Raw genomic sequence first — 14,923 nt, 5'->3', positions numbered from 1 at the left:
GCTACAGCCCGTCCAGCGGAAACTTCAGATATCTTTTGCCATTCGCTTCCGGTTCGGGCAGCCGGCCGCCATTCATGTTGACCTGCAGTGCATGCAGGATCAGCCGCGGCATCGGCAGGGTTTTGTCGCGGGTCTCGCGCAGGGCCACGAACTCGATCTCTGTCGTTGGAACGCGGACATGGGAGTTGCTGCGCTTCTGGTCGGCGACCGTCGTTTCCCAGGCTGCGTCACGGCCGCCCGGTTGATAGTCATGACCGACGAAGAGGCGTGTCGCATCGGGCAGCGCCAGGATGCGCTGGATCGAGCGCCACAGCCGCACGGCGCTGCCACCAGGAAAATCGGCACGGGCGGTGCCGCTGTCCGGCATGAACATGGTGTCGTGGATGAAGGCGGCATCGCCGGCAACATAGGTGATCGATGCCAGCGTATGGCCGGGTGAAAACAACACCCGCACCGGCAGCGAGCCGATATGGAAGATTTCACCGTCGGCGAACAGCCTGTCCCATTGCGACCCGTCGGCGCGAAACTCCGGCCAGTTGTAGATAGCCTTCCACAGAGCCTGGACGTCGACGATCCTTTCGCCGATTGCGGTTCGCGCTCCGGTCTTTTCTTTCAGATAATGGGCGGCCGAAAAATGATCGGCATGTGGGTGGGTGTCGAGGATCCATTCCAGCTCGAACCCGCTTTCGCCGATGAAGGCGAGCAGCTTGTCCGCATTGCCGGTGGAGGTCGCTCCCGACTTCTCGTCGAAGTCGAGAACGGGATCGATGATGGCGCAGCGCCGTGTCGCGCTGTCCGCCACCACATACTGAATCGAGCCGGTGGGCCTGTCGTAGAAGCCGGTTACCTGTGGCCTGACCAAGGATGCATCCAACTGCGCCTCCCGCATCGTTCATCCGGAATGGTTTTCCAATCCGGGATCGATGAAGGGTACGATTGTCTGCGAAGTCAGAGCCGTCAAGCACAGACTTCTCACAAATCGTTCAGGTGCGAAAAATGCGCGCGGGCAACCTCTCCGGGATGGATTCAAGCACCTGGCTGCTTGGTCTTCCTGAGATAAGGCAGGATCGTGTCGAAGGCACCGAAACGCTTGATCGCATCCTCGTTGGAGACCGCAGCGGTAATGATGACATCGTCGCCCTGCTTCCAGTTGGCCGGCGTTGCCACCTGATGCCTGGCGGTGAGCTGGATGGAATCGATGACTCGCAGGATTTCGTCGAAATTGCGCCCGGTGGTCATCGGGTAGGTCAGGATCAGCTTGATCTTCTTGTCCGGCCCGATCACGTAGACGGAGCGTACCGTGGCGTTGTCGGCAGGCGTGCGGCCATCGGAACTATCGCCCGCCTCCTCCGGCAGCATCTCATAGAGCTTGGCCACCTTGAGATCCTTGTCGCCGATCAGCGGATAGGCGACGACGTGGCCGGTGGCGGTCTTGATGTCGTCCTGCCATTTGCCATGGCTTTCGACGGGATCGACGGAAATGCCGATGATCTTGACGTTGCGTTTCCTGAACTCGCCTTCGAGGCCGGCCATGGTGCCGAGCTCGGTCGTGCAGACCGGTGTGAAGTTCTTCGGATGGCTGAAAAGCACGGCCCAGCCGTCGCCGATCCAATCATGGAAATGGATCGAACCCTGCGTGGTTTCGGCTTCGAAATCCGGCGCGGTGCTGTTGATACGAAGGCTCATGGCGTACCTACCCCTTGAAACGCATTGAATGACGGCCGCCGGCTACGAACCGGCAATTGACGCATCTTCCCCCAAAAAGATGACGTTAGGGAGGTGATTTTTGCCGCACCCCGCCAGATAGTTTGGAAAATTGTTTCGCCGGCGTCGGCCCAGAGCAATTCTGGCAAAAGCGCGCAGCGGTTTTGCTTTGGAATTGCGCAGGACAAAGAGTTGGAATTCCGCGTTTGCGCAAAGCGGAAACGCTCCAGCCCCGCCAATGACCTGCTAGGCCCGCCAATGACCTGCTAGGAAGGAGTTTCCGTTACCTTGCGCGGCGCGAGCGATGCCGCGAGGTCCTCCATGCGCTGCGCCAGCGAGCCGAGGGCACCAGTCAGTGCCTGGTCGTTCTTGTCCGCCTTGGTCAGCGCGTCGTCGCGGGTCTTGCGCAGGGTCAGGACCTCGCTCTCCATGCCCTTGATGCGCTTCTGCATCTCGGACAGTTCATCCATGACCATGATGCCGGCCATGACGGTGAGCCGTTGGTCGCCGATCTCGCCGAAGGAATCCTTCAGATGTGCGACATAGCGATCGAAACGTTCCGCCAGATCGATCAGATGTTCTTCCTGGCCCTCGTCGCAGGCCATGCGGTATTGCTTGTTGTCGATGGTGACAGTGACCTGCGCCATGCCGGACCTCCTGCGCTATCTATCAAGCACTGCGCGGATGGTTTCCATCGCGGTCACCAGCCGGCGCGACACTTCCTTGTTGGCGTCCTCGAGCCGCTCGGCCCGCGCTTCGGAATTGTCGAGTTCCTGTGCCAGACGCGAACGGTCGGCGTTCATGCGCTGGACCTCGGCTTCGGCTTCGGAATAGTCGCGCTCGCTTTCAAGCTTCACGGCGACGGCATCCTCCAGCCCTTCGATGGCCTTGCCCAGCCTCGCTATCACTTCTCTAAGGGTCGTTTCCCCGGTCATGGCCTTCGTCCTCAGCCCGTGCCCATCACCGAATCGCTCGCGTTCAGAACGCGTTATTCGTGAAACATTAGGCGGCGGGTGAAGGCCGCGTCAATAAAGCCGGCTCTCCTGTCCCCCGCTAACGCCGAATTGATGAGGCCACAGCGACAATTTCCTTGACGAGAAGCCTATTAAATCGATTTAGGTTTTATTGACTCAGACGGCTGGCCTGCTATGTGTCCCGGCATCTTTTCCGAACCGAACGGCTGGAGGAACCATGGTTTCGCGTGAACAACATGACCGGATGGCCAATGCGATCCGCTTTCTGTCCATGGACGCCGTCGAGAAGGCCAATTCCGGCCATCCCGGTCTGCCGATGGGTGCTGCCGACATCGCGACCGTCCTGTTCACACGTTTCCTGAAGTTTGACGCCAAGAACCCGCACTGGCCGGATCGCGACCGTTTCATTCTCTCAGCTGGCCACGGCTCGATGCTGCTCTACTCGCTGCTCTACCTGACGGGCTACGAGGACATGACCATCGAGGAGATCAAGAATTTCCGTCAGTTGGGCGCCCGCACCGCCGGCCATCCCGAATACGGCCATGCCTCGGGCATTGAGACCACCACCGGCCCGCTCGGTCAGGGCATCGCCAATTCGGTCGGCTTCGCACTCGGCGAACGCATCCTGAATGCCGCCTTCGGCAACGACCTCGTCGACCATTACACCTATGTGTTGGCCGGCGACGGCTGCCTCATGGAAGGCATTTCCCAGGAAGCGATCTCGCTCGCCGGCCACCTGAAGCTGAACAAGCTGATCGTGTTCTGGGACAACAACAACATCTCCATCGACGGTCCGGTCACACTGGCCGATTCCACGGACCAGGTCGCGCGCTTCCAAGCCTCGGGCTGGAATGCCATGCATGTCGACGGTCATGATCCGGAGGCAATCGCCTACGCCATCGAAGCTGCGCGCCATTCCGACAAGCCGACATTGATCGCAGCCAAGACTACCATCGGCTTCGGCGCACCGACGAAGGCAGGCACCAACAAGGTGCACGGCTCACCGCTCGGCGCCGAAGAAATCGCTGGCGCCCGCAAATTCTTCAACTGGGAATCGCCACCCTTCGAAATTCCGTCCGACATCCTCTCCGCCTGGCGCACCGTCGGCGAAGCCGGCGCCAAGAAGCGCACGGAATGGGAAGGTCGCCTCGCCAAGGCCGATGCGAAGCAGCGCGCCGAGTTCGAGCGCCGCAACGCCGGCAAGCTGCCGCAGGATTTCGACACCGTCATCGCCGACTACAAGAAGAAGCTGGCTGCCGACAAACCGAAGGTAGCAACCCGCAAATCGTCCGAAATGGCTTTGGAAGTCATCAACGGCGCAGTGCCAGAGACCATCGGTGGTTCGGCCGACCTCACCGGTTCCAACAACACCAAGACCAGCCAGACCAAGGCGATCACGCCAAACGACTACGGCCAGCGCTACGTGCACTACGGTATCCGGGAACTCGGCATGGCCGCGGCCATGAACGGCCTGACGCTGCATGGCGGCATCATCCCTTACGGCGGCACCTTCATGTGCTTCACCGACTACGCCCGTCCGGCAATGCGTCTCGCCTCGCTGATGGGCATCCGCTCGATCTTCGTCATGACGCACGATTCGATCGGCCTCGGCGAAGACGGTCCGACCCATCAGCCGGTCGAGCATCTGGCTGCCTTGCGCGCCATTCCGAACCACCTCGTCTTCCGCCCGGCTGATGCGACGGAAGCCGCGGAATGCTGGCAGCTGGCTCTGGAATCGGAGAAGACGCCGTCGACGCTGGCACTCACCCGCCAGAACCTGCCTGCAGTGCGCACGGACTATGTGGCGGAGAACCTGTGCCGGCTCGGTGCCTACGAACTGGCCGCGGCCGAGGGCGGCGAAGCTGCCGTCACCATCTTCGCCACGGGCTCCGAAATCGAGATCGCGCTCGGCGCCCGCACCCTGCTGCAGGGTCATGGCCACCCGACCCGCGTCGTTTCGATCCCTTGCTTCGAGCTGTTCTTCCAGCAGGATGAGGCTTACCGCGCGAAGATCATCGGCAAGGCCAAGGTGCAGGTCGCCATCGAGGCCGGCATACGCCAGGGCTGGGACCCGATCATCGGCACCGACGGCATCTTCGTCGGCATGACCGGCTTCGGCGCCTCGGGCACGATCGAACAGCTCTACAAGCATTTCGGCATCACCGCCGAGGACGCGGCCAAGGCAGCGGAAGCCCGTCTGCATGCCAAGTAATGCCTGCCCCGGCGGCCATCCGCCGGGCCGTTTCGTCGCACCAGATGACTGAAACGATTAGCCTACAGGCCGGGCGGCTGGATATTTTAGCTGCCCGCCTTTATTGAGGCGGCGGACCTTTCATCCGCCTTTTCACGCTCCCCGGGAGAAACACATGACCGTCAGAGTTGCCATCAATGGGTTTGGCCGTATCGGCCGCAACATTTTGCGCGCCATCTACGAGTCCGGCCGCAAGGACATCGTCGTCGTTGCCGTCAACGACCTCGGCCCGGTCGAGACCAACGCCCACCTGCTGCGCTACGACAGCGTGCATGGCCGTTTCCCGCATGAGGTGAAAGTCGACGGCGACCAGATCGTCATCGGCAACGACAAGATCAAGGTCACCGCGGTCAAGGATCCTGCCCAGCTCCCCTGGAAGGAACTCAATGTCGACATCGCGCTCGAATGCACCGGCATCTTCACGTCGAAGGACAAGGCCTCGGCGCATCTGACCGCCGGCGCCAAGCGCGTGATCGTCTCGGCTCCGGCCGACGGCGCTGACCTCACCGTCGTTTACGGTGTCAATCACGACAAGATCACCAAGGATCACATCGTCATCTCCAACGCCTCCTGCACTACCAACTGCCTGGCGCCGGTGGCCAAGGTCCTCAACGACGCCTTCGGCATCGAAAAGGGCTTCATGACGACGATCCACGCCTATACCGGCGACCAGCCGACGCTGGACACCATGCACAAGGATCTTTACCGCGCCCGCGCCGCGGCGATGTCGATGATCCCGACCTCGACCGGTGCGGCCAAGGCCGTCGGCCTGGTGCTGCCGGAACTGAAGGGCAAGCTCGACGGCGTTTCGATCCGCGTGCCGACCCCGAACGTCTCGGTCATCGACTTCAAGTTCGTGGCCAAGAAGCCGGTCACCGTCGAAGAAGTCAACGCCGCGCTGGTTGCCGCCGCCGACGGCTCGCTGAAAGGTATCCTCGCCTACACCAAGGATCCGCTCGTCTCGGTCGACCTCAACCACGACCCGCACTCCTCGACCTTCGCGCTCGACCAGACCAAGGTCATCGAAGGCAATCTGGTGCGTGTCATGTCCTGGTACGACAACGAATGGGGCTTCTCCAACCGCATGGCCGACACCGCTGTCGCCATGGCCAAGACGATCGCCTGATCGGAAGCTTCGCTTTTATTCCTTGCAAAAACGCCCGGCTGAGCCGGGCGTTTTTCGTTGGAGCGTCGCCGGGGCAAAAAAAGCATCAAAGTCAGCGTGCTACAGCGTTTCCGTTTTTAACGGAAACGCTCTCGCTCTTTGGTTTGACGCAATTCCGGACGGAAAACCGCTACGCACTTTTCCTGGAATTGCTCCGGGTCAAAAAATCATCGTCACGCCTTGCACCGGCCATGTCTTCGCCCCACTCTCCCGTAAAGCGGAAATCAGGAGCAAGTGAGGGGATACGACCGGATGGAGCATGCGATCTACCTCGCGACGCTGATCGGCACCGGACTGGTGGTCGCCGCCGCGTTTTCGAGCCTGATCGCCTTCCGCTTCGGCGCTCCCCTGCTGCTGCTCTTCCTCGGCATCGGCCTCGCGACCGGCGTCGACGGGTTGGGCATCGCCTTCGACAATGCCAGCGTCGCCTATTTCATCGGTTCGCTGGCACTCGCCGTCATCCTGTTCGATTCCGGCTTCGGCACGCCACTCAAGGTGCTGCGCCAGGCGGCCGGCCCCGCTCTCTCGCTGGCCACCATCGGCGTTATCCTGACCACCGGCGTATTCGGCATCGCCGCTTTCTATCTGCTCGACCTGAACTGGCTGGAATCCTTCCTGCTCGGCGCCTCGGTGGCTTCGACCGACGCGGCCGCCGTCTTCTTCCTGCTGCGCGCCGGCGAGATCAATCTGCGCGAACGCGTGCGCTCCACACTGGAAGTGGAATCCGGCACCAACGACCCTATCGCCATCTTCCTCACCATCACCCTCGTCGAGGTCATCGCGGCCGGGGCCAATCCGGAAGCGCCGGTGCTGATCGCAGATCTTGTTCTGGGTTTCGTGCTGAACATGGGCCTGGGGGCAGCCGTCGGCATCGTCGGTGGCATGGCCATCGTACGCCTCGTCGACCGGCTCAACCTCGACCACGGCCTGCTGCCGATCTTCGTTCTGACCCTGTCGCTGATGGTTTTCGCCGCGGCCGGCGCCATCGGTGGTTCCGGTTTCCTTGCCGTCTATCTGGCCGGCCTCGTCGCCGGCAACTCCGACATCCGTGCCGTCACCATCCTGAAACGCTTCCAGGACGGCATGTCCTGGCTCGCGCAGATCATCATGTTCCTGGTGCTCGGCCTGTTCGCCACGCCGTCGCAGTTCCCGGCGATCCTGCTGCCTGCCATCCTGCTTGGCCTGTTCCTGATCTTCATTGCCCGCCCCCTGGCGGTGTGGCTCTGTCTTCTGCCTTTCCGACTGCCGCGCCCCGAGGTCGCCTTCGTCTCCTGGGTCGGGCTGCGCGGCGCCGTTTCCATCCTGCTCGCCATCACCCCGCTGCTCGGCGGGCTTGAGCATGGCCGCATGATCTTCAACGTCGCCTTCATCATCGTGCTGGTCTCGCTGGTGGTGCAGGGCTGGACCGTCGGCCCCTTGGCGCGTCGCCTCGGCCTCATCGTGCCGGCGCGCATCGGCCCGCTCGACAAGGTCGAGCTCGAACTGCCAGGTTCCGCCCACCACGAACTGCTCGCCTATCGAGTCGTGGCCGGCAGCCCGGTGGCGCGGGGAGAGCGTATCCCGCGCTGGGCACGCCCCTCGTTGGTGGTGCGCGACGGCCGCTCGATGCGCTTCCAGGACATGGGCCGCCTGCAGGCCGGCGACAACGTCTACATCTTCGTGCCGGACCGCTATCCGCGCCTGATCGACAAGCTGTTCGCCAGCCGAGCGGTGGTCGACCCCGAGGATGCGGATTTCTTCGGTGCTTTCGCCGTCGACCCTGCGCGACCAGCCGAGGAACTGGAACTTGCCTATGGCCCCGGCCTGACCGAGGAAGAGCGCAAGCTTACCATCGGCGCCCTGGTGACGGAGCGACTGGACGGCCACGTCGAATATGCCGATCGCGTGTCGCTGGGATCGATCGAATTGATCGTGCGCGACGTCGACGACAAGGGCCGTATCACCAGCCTTGGTCTTTCCTTCGAGCCGACTGCGCCCGTCGCGCGGGTTCCCGTCTTCCTCAGTGGCGGCGAGCTTTTCGATCGGATAGGCGGCTTTATCCGCAACCTGCGCAAACCCGGCAGATCGGAAACCGTTGCCGACAGCGGAGGATCACCAACCGGTTCCGACGAGCCTGTCCACAAGGACGACGACGCCAAGCAGCCGGCCTGAAGTCAGCTTGTGGCGAGATATTTTCCGCCGCGCCGTCATGTGGCCTTGCATCCCCGATTTTGGCCGGTAAGGTCCGGCATCTTTTCACGCGAGCATTTCCGTTTTTCACCGAGACGCGGTAACGCTCTGACACTTCGTTTTTACGCAATTCCAGACGGAAAACCGCTAGACAGTTTTCCTGGAACTGCTCCAAAGGGAACCGCATGGCTGGCTTCAAGACACTGGACAACCTCGGCAACGTGAGCGGCAAGCGCGTCCTGGTCCGCGTCGACCTCAACGTACCGGTCGCCGACGGCAGGGTCACCGATCTCACCCGCATCGAGCGCGTCGTGCCGACCATCAAGGAACTGTCGGACAAGGGCGCGAAGGTCATCCTGCTCGCCCATTTCGGCCGCCCGAAGGATGGTCCGTCGCCGGAACTGTCGCTGCGCCCGATCGCTGCTGCAACCGCGGAGGTGCTCGGTCGCCCGGTCGCCTTCGCCGCCGACTGCGTTGGCGAAAAGGCCGAGCAGGCGGTGGATGACCTCAAGAATGGCGATGTACTGCTTCTGGAGAATACCCGCTTCTACAAGGGTGAGGAAAAGAACGACCCGGCGCTGACCGAACAGTTCGCCGCACTCGGCGACATCTATGTCAACGACGCGTTTTCGGCCGCGCATCGCGCTCATTGCTCTACCGAAGGTCTCGCCCGCGCGTTGCCGGCCTATGCAGGCCGCACCATGCAGGCCGAGTTGGAAGCCCTCGAGAAAGGTCTCGGCGCACCGGTCAAGCCGGTCATCGCCATTGTCGGTGGCGCCAAGGTCTCGACCAAGATCGACCTGCTCATGAACCTTGTGAAGAAGGTAGACGCTCTCGTCATTGGCGGCGGCATGGCCAACACCTTCCTCGCCGCCCGCGGCACCGACGTCGGCAAGTCGCTGTGCGAGCACGATCTTGCCGGCACGGCCAAGCAGATCATGATCGAGGCGGCAACCGCCGGCTGCGCCATCATCCTGCCGGTGGACGGTGTTGTCGCGCGGGAATTCAAGGCGGGCGCGGCCAACGAGACCGTCGCCATCGACAACGTGCCTGCAGACGCCATGATCCTGGATGTCGGTGAAAAGACCGTCGAGGCCGTCAATCAGTGGATCGACCGCGCCGCCACGCTGGTGTGGAACGGCCCGCTCGGTGCCTTCGAGATCGAGCCCTTCGACAAGGCGACAGTTTCGGCCGCCAGGCATGCGGCTGCCCGCACAAAGGCCGGCAAGCTGGTCTCGGTGGCTGGCGGCGGCGATACGGTCGCTGCGCTCAACCATGCCGGTGTGGCCGATGACTTCACCTATGTCTCGACCGCCGGTGGTGCCTTCCTGGAATGGATGGAAGGCAAGCCGTTGCCGGGTGTCGAGGTTCTCAAAGCCTAGGGCAATTCCAGCAAAAGTGCGCAGCGGTTTTGCGCCTGGAATTGCGTAATAACAAAGAGTTAGAGCGTTTTCGCGTTTCCGTGAAAAACGGAAACGCTCTAACGTCTGCGTTCATCTTCCCCTGCCAGCTGAAACACTTCCACATCGCAAGTGATATCTTTCAATCGATTCAAGGTTTTTGCTGGCATTCCATCGCAAAAACTCTTCTGATATTCGCCCGGGCAGACAATCAGGAGGCAATAGATGAGTGGTGAGATGAACAAGGACATGGCTGCGCAGGCCGCACACAAGGACGGCTTCATTGCAGCGCTCGATCAGTCGGGTGGTTCCACGCCAAAAGCGCTCAAGCTGTACGGCGTCGATGAAAGCGCCTGGTCGAACGACGCCGAGATGTTCGACCTCGTTCATCAGATGCGCGCACGCATCATCAAGTCGCCCGCCTTCACCGGTGACAAGGTCATGGGTGCGATCCTGTTCGAGCAGACAATGGATCGCGACATCGATGGTACGCCGACCGCGCAGTACCTCTGGGAGAAGCGCCATGTCGTGCCCTTCCTGAAAATCGACCAGGGCCTGGCCGAGGCTCAGGACGGCGTCAAGCTGATGAAGCCGATGCCGACCCTCGATGCATTGCTGAAGCGTGCCGTCGCCAAGGGAATTTTCGGCACCAAGGAACGGTCGGTGATCGACGCGGCAAACCCGAAGGGCATCGCCGCCGTCGTCGACCAGCAGTTTGAGATCGGCAGGCAGGTGCTGGCGCATGGCCTCGTGCCGATCATCGAGCCGGAAGTCACGATCTCTATTCCGGACAAGGCGGAAGCCGAGGACATCCTGTTGGCGGAAATCCGCAAGCATCTCGACCAGGTGCCCGCCGGCAAGCAGGTCATGCTGAAGCTGACGCTGCCGACCAAGCCGAACCTCTACAAGCCGCTGGTCGACGATCCGCGCGTCATGCGCGTGGTTGCCCTGTCCGGCGGCTATTCGCGCGACGATGCCAACGCCAAGCTGAAGCAGAATGACGGCATGATCGCCAGCTTCTCGCGTGCCTTGACCGAAGGTCTGTCGGCGGGCCAGAGCGACAGCGAGTTCAACGCCGCGCTGGGCTCGGCGATCGACAGCATTTTCGAAGCGTCGCGCGCCAAAAAGGCGGCCTGAGCAATTCAACAAAAAGCGGGCGTTTCCGCGAAAGACGGAAACGCTTCAGGACAACACGGATAATGTTTCGAAACCCGGGCCTCGCGCCCGGGTTTTTTGTTTTGCGGATGGGCGCGGTCGGATCGGCTGAAAATATTTCGTAGCGGATGTCGAAACGGACGGTGCCCAGACGTCCTTGGGCGATGGGAAAAGGAGTAGATCCATGTCCAAGCGCAAGATCGTCCCGCACGACGAGTGGTTTCGAGCCCACGGCGAACACCTGAAACGCGAGAAGGAACTGACGCGCCTGCGCGACAAGATCGCGGCGGAGAGGCGCGAATTGCCATGGCTGAGGATACGGAAGGACTATGTCTTCGAGACCGAGGCCGGGCCGAGAGACCTCGCCGACATGTTCGGCAGCAACAGCCAGCTCATCGTTTATCACTTCATGCTGGGACCGGGCGACAACCACTATTGCGAAGGCTGTTCGTTTCTGTGCGATCACATCGACGGTGCCAACCAGCACCTGCGCCATCACGACGTGTCGCTTGTGGTGGTGGCACGCGCCCCGCTGACCGAATTGCTGCCATTCAGGAAGCGTATGGGCTGGAAGTTCGACATGGTGTCGTCCTACGCCAGCGACTTCAACTTTGACATGCAGGTGTCCTATACCGACAAGCAGATCGCAGCCGGCGAGACGGTCTACAATTTCGAGACCCGCCCGATCACCATTCGCGACCTGCCGGGCATCAGCGTCTTTTTCAAGGACGACGCCGGCAACATCTTCCTCACCTTTACGTCGCGCGCTCGCGGCGGCGAACCGCTGATCACCACCTACGACTATCTCGACATGACCCCGAAGGGCCGCAATGAAAATGGCCCCTACTACGGCATGATCGACTGGGTGCGCCTGCACGACGAATACGAGGAGGCGACGTCGGGCGAAGGCAATTGTTGCCATTAGAGGTGTCATCTGCGTCGATGCGCTGACGCAACGGCAGCAGGCGAAGCACGGGCTGCCTATTCATCTGTCGCCTGTCCTGCGCTAAGGCTTTGCTCGTCCTTGGAGCGTTTCCGTTTTTCGCGGAAACGCGGAAACGCTTTGACCCTTTGTGTTACGCAATTCCGGACGGAAAACCGCTACGCACCTTTCCTGGAATTGCTCCAGCATCGAGCTTGCCATGTCCCGTATCGCCGCCCTGCTTACCTGGTTCGCCCTGCCCGTCTATGTCTGGCAGGGCATTGGCGTACGCCGCAGAACCACGCGCATGTTGCCGGCCTCGGGTCCGGTCATGCATGAGATCACCGGCAGGAAGCCTCCCCTCTCCCTTCTGGTCCTGGGTGATTCCTCCGCCGCCTCGGTCGGCATCGGCCGTTCCGAGGATGGTCTGGCGGCGCAATTGGCCACGCTGATCTCCGAGCAGACCGGGCAAGCCGTGCGCTGGCGCGCCGCCGGCTTCAATTCGGCGACATCGGGCCAGATTCGCGATCACGTCCTGCCCAATCTCTCGGCCGATGCCTGGACCCACATCGTGCTTTGCATCGGCACCAACGACACCAAGAATTTCCACTCGGTGTCGCGCTTCAAGAAGGAATTTGGCGGGTTGCTCTATGCCTTGCGCGCCAAGTGGCCGGAAGCACGCGTGGTCTGGTCGCCGGTACTGGAGTTCACGCGTGCACCGGCAATGCCGTCGTTGCTCGGCAAGATCCTGGAAATCCGCGCCCAGGAAATGAACCGCATGGGCACGCGGCTGTGCTACGAGCGCGGTGCGGTTCCCGCATCGCGCTTGCCGATCACCAACCCCGAGGCAGGTTTCGCCAGTGACGGCTTCCACGCCTCCGCGGCCGGCTACCGCGCCTGGGCCGAACATCTGCTGCGCTTTGTGGTTGGGGATGACGAAGGCGCCTGACGGCACTTGTAGCTACCACTGGTGTCCGAGCAGGGCCGTCAGTGAAATGGCCGCGAGAGCGGCAACCGCAAGCTTCCAGCAGTCACGCCGGCGCCTCAGCCCTGGCAGGCCAAGCGGCTTGATGACCTGGATGGCCATCATGGCGAGAATGATGAGCGCGAGCAGCTTCGACATGGCCGCTTTTTGAGCAGGACGCAGGCCTGCTGTCAAAGGCTGCACGAACCTCATCACCGCCCTTAGTCAGATAGACGCGCCCTGCGCGCAGGCGCTAAATTCGCGACAAGAACAAGGGAGGAGCGGATGGCGTCACGCTACGCGGAAGTTTATGCCGACTGGAAACGCGATCCCGACGCCTTCTGGGCCGCCGCGGCGGAGGCGATCGACTGGTATCGTCGCTGGGACCGCGTCTTCGATCCGCGCGAGGACGCCTATGGACGATGGTTCACCGGCGCCGTCTGCAACACCTGCTACAACGCCGTCGACCGCCACGTCACCGGTGGCCGTGCCGATCAACTGGCTCTGGTCCATGACAGTGCCTATAGCGGCAAGGTCACACGCTATACCTATGCCGAACTGATGCGCGAGGTGGTGGCGACTGCCTCTGCGCTATGGAACCGCGGCGTGCGGAAGGGCGACCGTGTCATCATCTACATGCCGATGGTGCCGGAGGCGGCGATCGCCATGCTCGCCTGCGCCCGTATTGGCGCCGTCCATTCCGTGGTTTTCGGCGGCTTTGCCGCACGCGAACTCGCCACCCGCATCGACGATGCGACACCGAAAGTCATCATGTCTGCGTCCTGCGGCATCGAACCCGGCCGCGTCGTCCCTTACAAGCCGCTGCTCGATGGCGCCATCGACCTGGCTCGCCACAAGCCGGACGCCTGCCTGGTGCTTCAGCGCGAGGAACTGCGCTGCGAACTTAACCCCGGCCGCGACTTCGATCTTGCCGATCAGGTGGCGCGCGAACGCGCTGCCGGTGCCTGGGTCGACTGTGTTCGCGTCGCTGCGACCGACCCGCTCTATGTGCTCTACACGTCCGGCACCACCGGCCAGCCCAAGGGCGTGGTGCGTGACAATGGCGGCCACATGGTCATGCTGCGATGGACGATGGAGAACGAGTTCGGCGTCAAGCCGGGCGAGATCTTCTGGGCAGCCTCCGATGTCGGCTGGGTGGTCGGTCATTCCTACATCGTCTATGCGCCGCTGCTTGCCGGCTGCACGACGGTGATGTTCGAAGGCAAGCCGGTCGGCACGCCGGACGCCGGCACCTTCTGGCGCGTCATCGCCGACCACGGTGTCTCGGCGCTGTTCACCGCTCCGACCGCCTTTCGCGCCATCAAGGGCCAGGACCCGCAAGGCGCGCTGATCCCGGGCTATGACCTTTCGAAGTTCCGCACCCTGTTCCTGGCTGGCGAACGCGCCGATCCCGAAACCATCAAATGGGCAGAACGCAATCTGAAAGTACCGGTCATCGACCATTGGTGGCAGACCGAAACCGGCGCGCCGATCACCCAGAACCCGGTGGGCCTCGGCATGCTGCCTGTGAAATACGGCTCGCCTGGCGTGCCGATGCCCGGCTACGACATCCGCGTGCTCGACGATGCCGGCCACGAGCTGGTGAAAGGCACACTGGGCAATGTCGTGTTGAAGCTGCCGCTGCCGCCCGGCTGCCTGCCGACGCTCTGGCAAGCGGACAAACGCTTCCGCCAGTCCTATCTCGACGAATTCCCCGGCCATTACAAAACCGCCGACGCCGGCATGATCGACGAGGACGGCTATCTCTTCGTCATGGCCCGCACGGACGACATCATCAACGTCGCCGGCCACCGCCTGTCGACGGGTGCCATGGAGGAGGTGTTGGCGGAACATCCCGACGTCGCCGAATGCGCCGTCATCGGCATCGCCGATGCGATGAAGGGACGGTGCCGCTTGGCCTCGTCGTTCTCAATGCCGGCGCGGCACGCGAGGATGGTGCGGTCGAAAAGGAAGCCGTGGCGCTGGTGCGCGACCGTATCGGCCCGGTCGCCGCCTTCAAGACGGTGGTGACCATCAAGCGGCTGCCCAAGACGCGCTCCGGAAAAATCCTGCGCGGCACCATGCAGAAGATCGCCGACAAGGAAGAGTGGAAAATGCCGGCGACCATCGATGATCCTGCCATTCTGGACGAGATCACACAGGCTCTGAAGGCGCGCGGGATAGGTAGCTGAATCACACTCGGCACTCCTGACAGACTG

12 protein-coding genes and 1 pseudogene are annotated in these 14,923 nt (G+C 62.2%); 8 read left to right on the top strand and 5 right to left on the bottom strand.

Translation table 11 applies throughout. The annotated features are described in order from the left end of the window. Position 1 precedes the first annotated feature (1 nt). From C1M53_RS14590 to C1M53_RS14575, 4 genes are all read right to left on the bottom strand, one after another. On the bottom strand, positions 2–889 hold the full coding sequence (locus tag C1M53_RS14590) for an MBL fold metallo-hydrolase (protein WP_165358143.1): 888 nt from the start codon (positions 887–889) through the stop codon (positions 2–4). Positions 890–1,026: 137 nt separating this feature from the next. Next, complete coding sequence (locus C1M53_RS14585) at positions 1,027–1,686, bottom strand: peroxiredoxin (protein WP_129412896.1); 660 nt, start codon at positions 1,684–1,686, stop codon at positions 1,027–1,029. A gap of 284 nt (positions 1,687–1,970) precedes the next feature. After that, on the bottom strand, positions 1,971–2,351 hold the full coding sequence (locus C1M53_RS14580) for a cell division protein ZapA (RefSeq protein ID WP_129412895.1): 381 nt from the start codon (positions 2,349–2,351) through the stop codon (positions 1,971–1,973). 15 nt (positions 2,352–2,366) lie between these two features. Further along, positions 2,367–2,639, bottom strand: a complete 273-nt coding sequence (locus C1M53_RS14575) for a DUF4164 domain-containing protein (RefSeq protein ID WP_129412894.1) — start codon at positions 2,637–2,639, stop codon at positions 2,367–2,369. Between the two features lie 256 nt (positions 2,640–2,895). Here C1M53_RS14575 and tkt point away from each other — a divergent pair, with 256 nt between their 5' ends. The 7 genes from tkt (at position 2,896) to C1M53_RS14535 (ending at position 12,689) form a co-directional block, all read left to right on the top strand. Beyond that, complete coding sequence (tkt, locus tag C1M53_RS14570) at positions 2,896–4,890, top strand: transketolase (RefSeq protein ID WP_129412893.1); 1,995 nt, start codon at positions 2,896–2,898, stop codon at positions 4,888–4,890. Between the two features lie 154 nt (positions 4,891–5,044). After that, positions 5,045–6,055, top strand: a complete 1,011-nt coding sequence (gene gap / locus C1M53_RS14565) for a type I glyceraldehyde-3-phosphate dehydrogenase (RefSeq protein ID WP_129412892.1) — start codon at positions 5,045–5,047, stop codon at positions 6,053–6,055. 291 nt (positions 6,056–6,346) lie between these two features. Continuing rightward, positions 6,347–8,245: a potassium/proton antiporter gene (locus C1M53_RS14560; protein ID WP_129412891.1), complete on the top strand. Its 1,899-nt coding sequence runs from the start codon at positions 6,347–6,349 to the stop codon at positions 8,243–8,245. A gap of 203 nt (positions 8,246–8,448) precedes the next feature. Continuing rightward, a complete protein-coding gene (locus tag C1M53_RS14555; RefSeq protein WP_129412890.1) occupies positions 8,449–9,645 on the top strand; it encodes a phosphoglycerate kinase in 1,197 nt (398 codons plus the stop codon). A gap of 243 nt (positions 9,646–9,888) precedes the next feature. Beyond that, positions 9,889–10,800 (top strand): fructose bisphosphate aldolase, encoded by a 912-nt coding sequence (locus tag C1M53_RS14545; RefSeq protein ID WP_245488550.1) that lies wholly within the window; start codon positions 9,889–9,891, stop codon positions 10,798–10,800. A 202-nt stretch (positions 10,801–11,002) separates the two neighbouring features. Continuing rightward, positions 11,003–11,743 carry a thioredoxin family protein gene (locus C1M53_RS14540; protein ID WP_129412888.1) on the top strand — a complete coding sequence of 247 codons (741 nt, stop codon included), beginning with the start codon at positions 11,003–11,005 and terminating at the stop codon, positions 11,741–11,743. 217 nt (positions 11,744–11,960) lie between these two features. Next, entirely contained in the window at positions 11,961–12,689 is a 729-nt protein-coding gene (locus C1M53_RS14535; protein WP_129412887.1) for an SGNH/GDSL hydrolase family protein, read from the top strand. A gap of 12 nt (positions 12,690–12,701) precedes the next feature. Here the strand turns inward: C1M53_RS14535 and C1M53_RS31710 are convergent, their stop codons facing one another. Continuing rightward, on the bottom strand, positions 12,702–12,863 hold the full coding sequence (locus tag C1M53_RS31710; RefSeq protein ID WP_165358142.1) for a hypothetical protein: 162 nt from the start codon (positions 12,861–12,863) through the stop codon (positions 12,702–12,704). Positions 12,864–12,989: 126 nt separating this feature from the next. Here C1M53_RS31710 and C1M53_RS14530 point away from each other — a divergent pair. Further along, a pseudogene (locus C1M53_RS14530) lies at positions 12,990–14,896 on the top strand (propionyl-CoA synthetase). Positions 14,897–14,923 lie beyond the last annotated feature (27 nt).

Origin of the sequence: Mesorhizobium sp. Pch-S (genome assembly GCF_004136315.1) — a bacterium.
GTDB lineage: Bacteria > Pseudomonadota > Alphaproteobacteria > Rhizobiales > Rhizobiaceae > Mesorhizobium.
This window is presented reverse-complemented; position numbering and strand designations above follow the sequence as displayed.

Excerpts from the sequence above, each read along its gene's own strand:
- C1M53_RS14560 (WP_129412891.1), top strand. The coding sequence starts at position 6,347 with ATGGAGCATGCGATCTACCTCGCGACGCTGATCGGCACCGGACTGGTG.
- C1M53_RS14575 (WP_129412894.1), bottom strand. The coding sequence starts at position 2,639 with ATGACCGGGGAAACGACCCTTAGAGAAGTGATAGCGAGGCTGGGCAAG.
- C1M53_RS14590 (WP_165358143.1), bottom strand. The coding sequence starts at position 889 with ATGCGGGAGGCGCAGTTGGATGCATCCTTGGTCAGGCCACAGGTAACC.
- C1M53_RS14540 (WP_129412888.1), top strand. The coding sequence starts at position 11,003 with ATGTCCAAGCGCAAGATCGTCCCGCACGACGAGTGGTTTCGAGCCCAC.
- C1M53_RS14535 (WP_129412887.1), top strand. The coding sequence starts at position 11,961 with ATGTCCCGTATCGCCGCCCTGCTTACCTGGTTCGCCCTGCCCGTCTAT.
- C1M53_RS14545 (WP_245488550.1), top strand. The coding sequence starts at position 9,889 with ATGAGTGGTGAGATGAACAAGGACATGGCTGCGCAGGCCGCACACAAG.
- C1M53_RS31710 (WP_165358142.1), bottom strand. The coding sequence starts at position 12,863 with ATGTCGAAGCTGCTCGCGCTCATCATTCTCGCCATGATGGCCATCCAG.
- C1M53_RS14585 (WP_129412896.1), bottom strand. The coding sequence starts at position 1,686 with ATGAGCCTTCGTATCAACAGCACCGCGCCGGATTTCGAAGCCGAAACC.
- C1M53_RS14555 (WP_129412890.1), top strand. The coding sequence starts at position 8,449 with ATGGCTGGCTTCAAGACACTGGACAACCTCGGCAACGTGAGCGGCAAG.
- gap (WP_129412892.1), top strand. The coding sequence starts at position 5,045 with ATGACCGTCAGAGTTGCCATCAATGGGTTTGGCCGTATCGGCCGCAAC.
- tkt (WP_129412893.1), top strand. The coding sequence starts at position 2,896 with ATGGTTTCGCGTGAACAACATGACCGGATGGCCAATGCGATCCGCTTT.
- C1M53_RS14580 (WP_129412895.1), bottom strand. The coding sequence starts at position 2,351 with ATGGCGCAGGTCACTGTCACCATCGACAACAAGCAATACCGCATGGCC.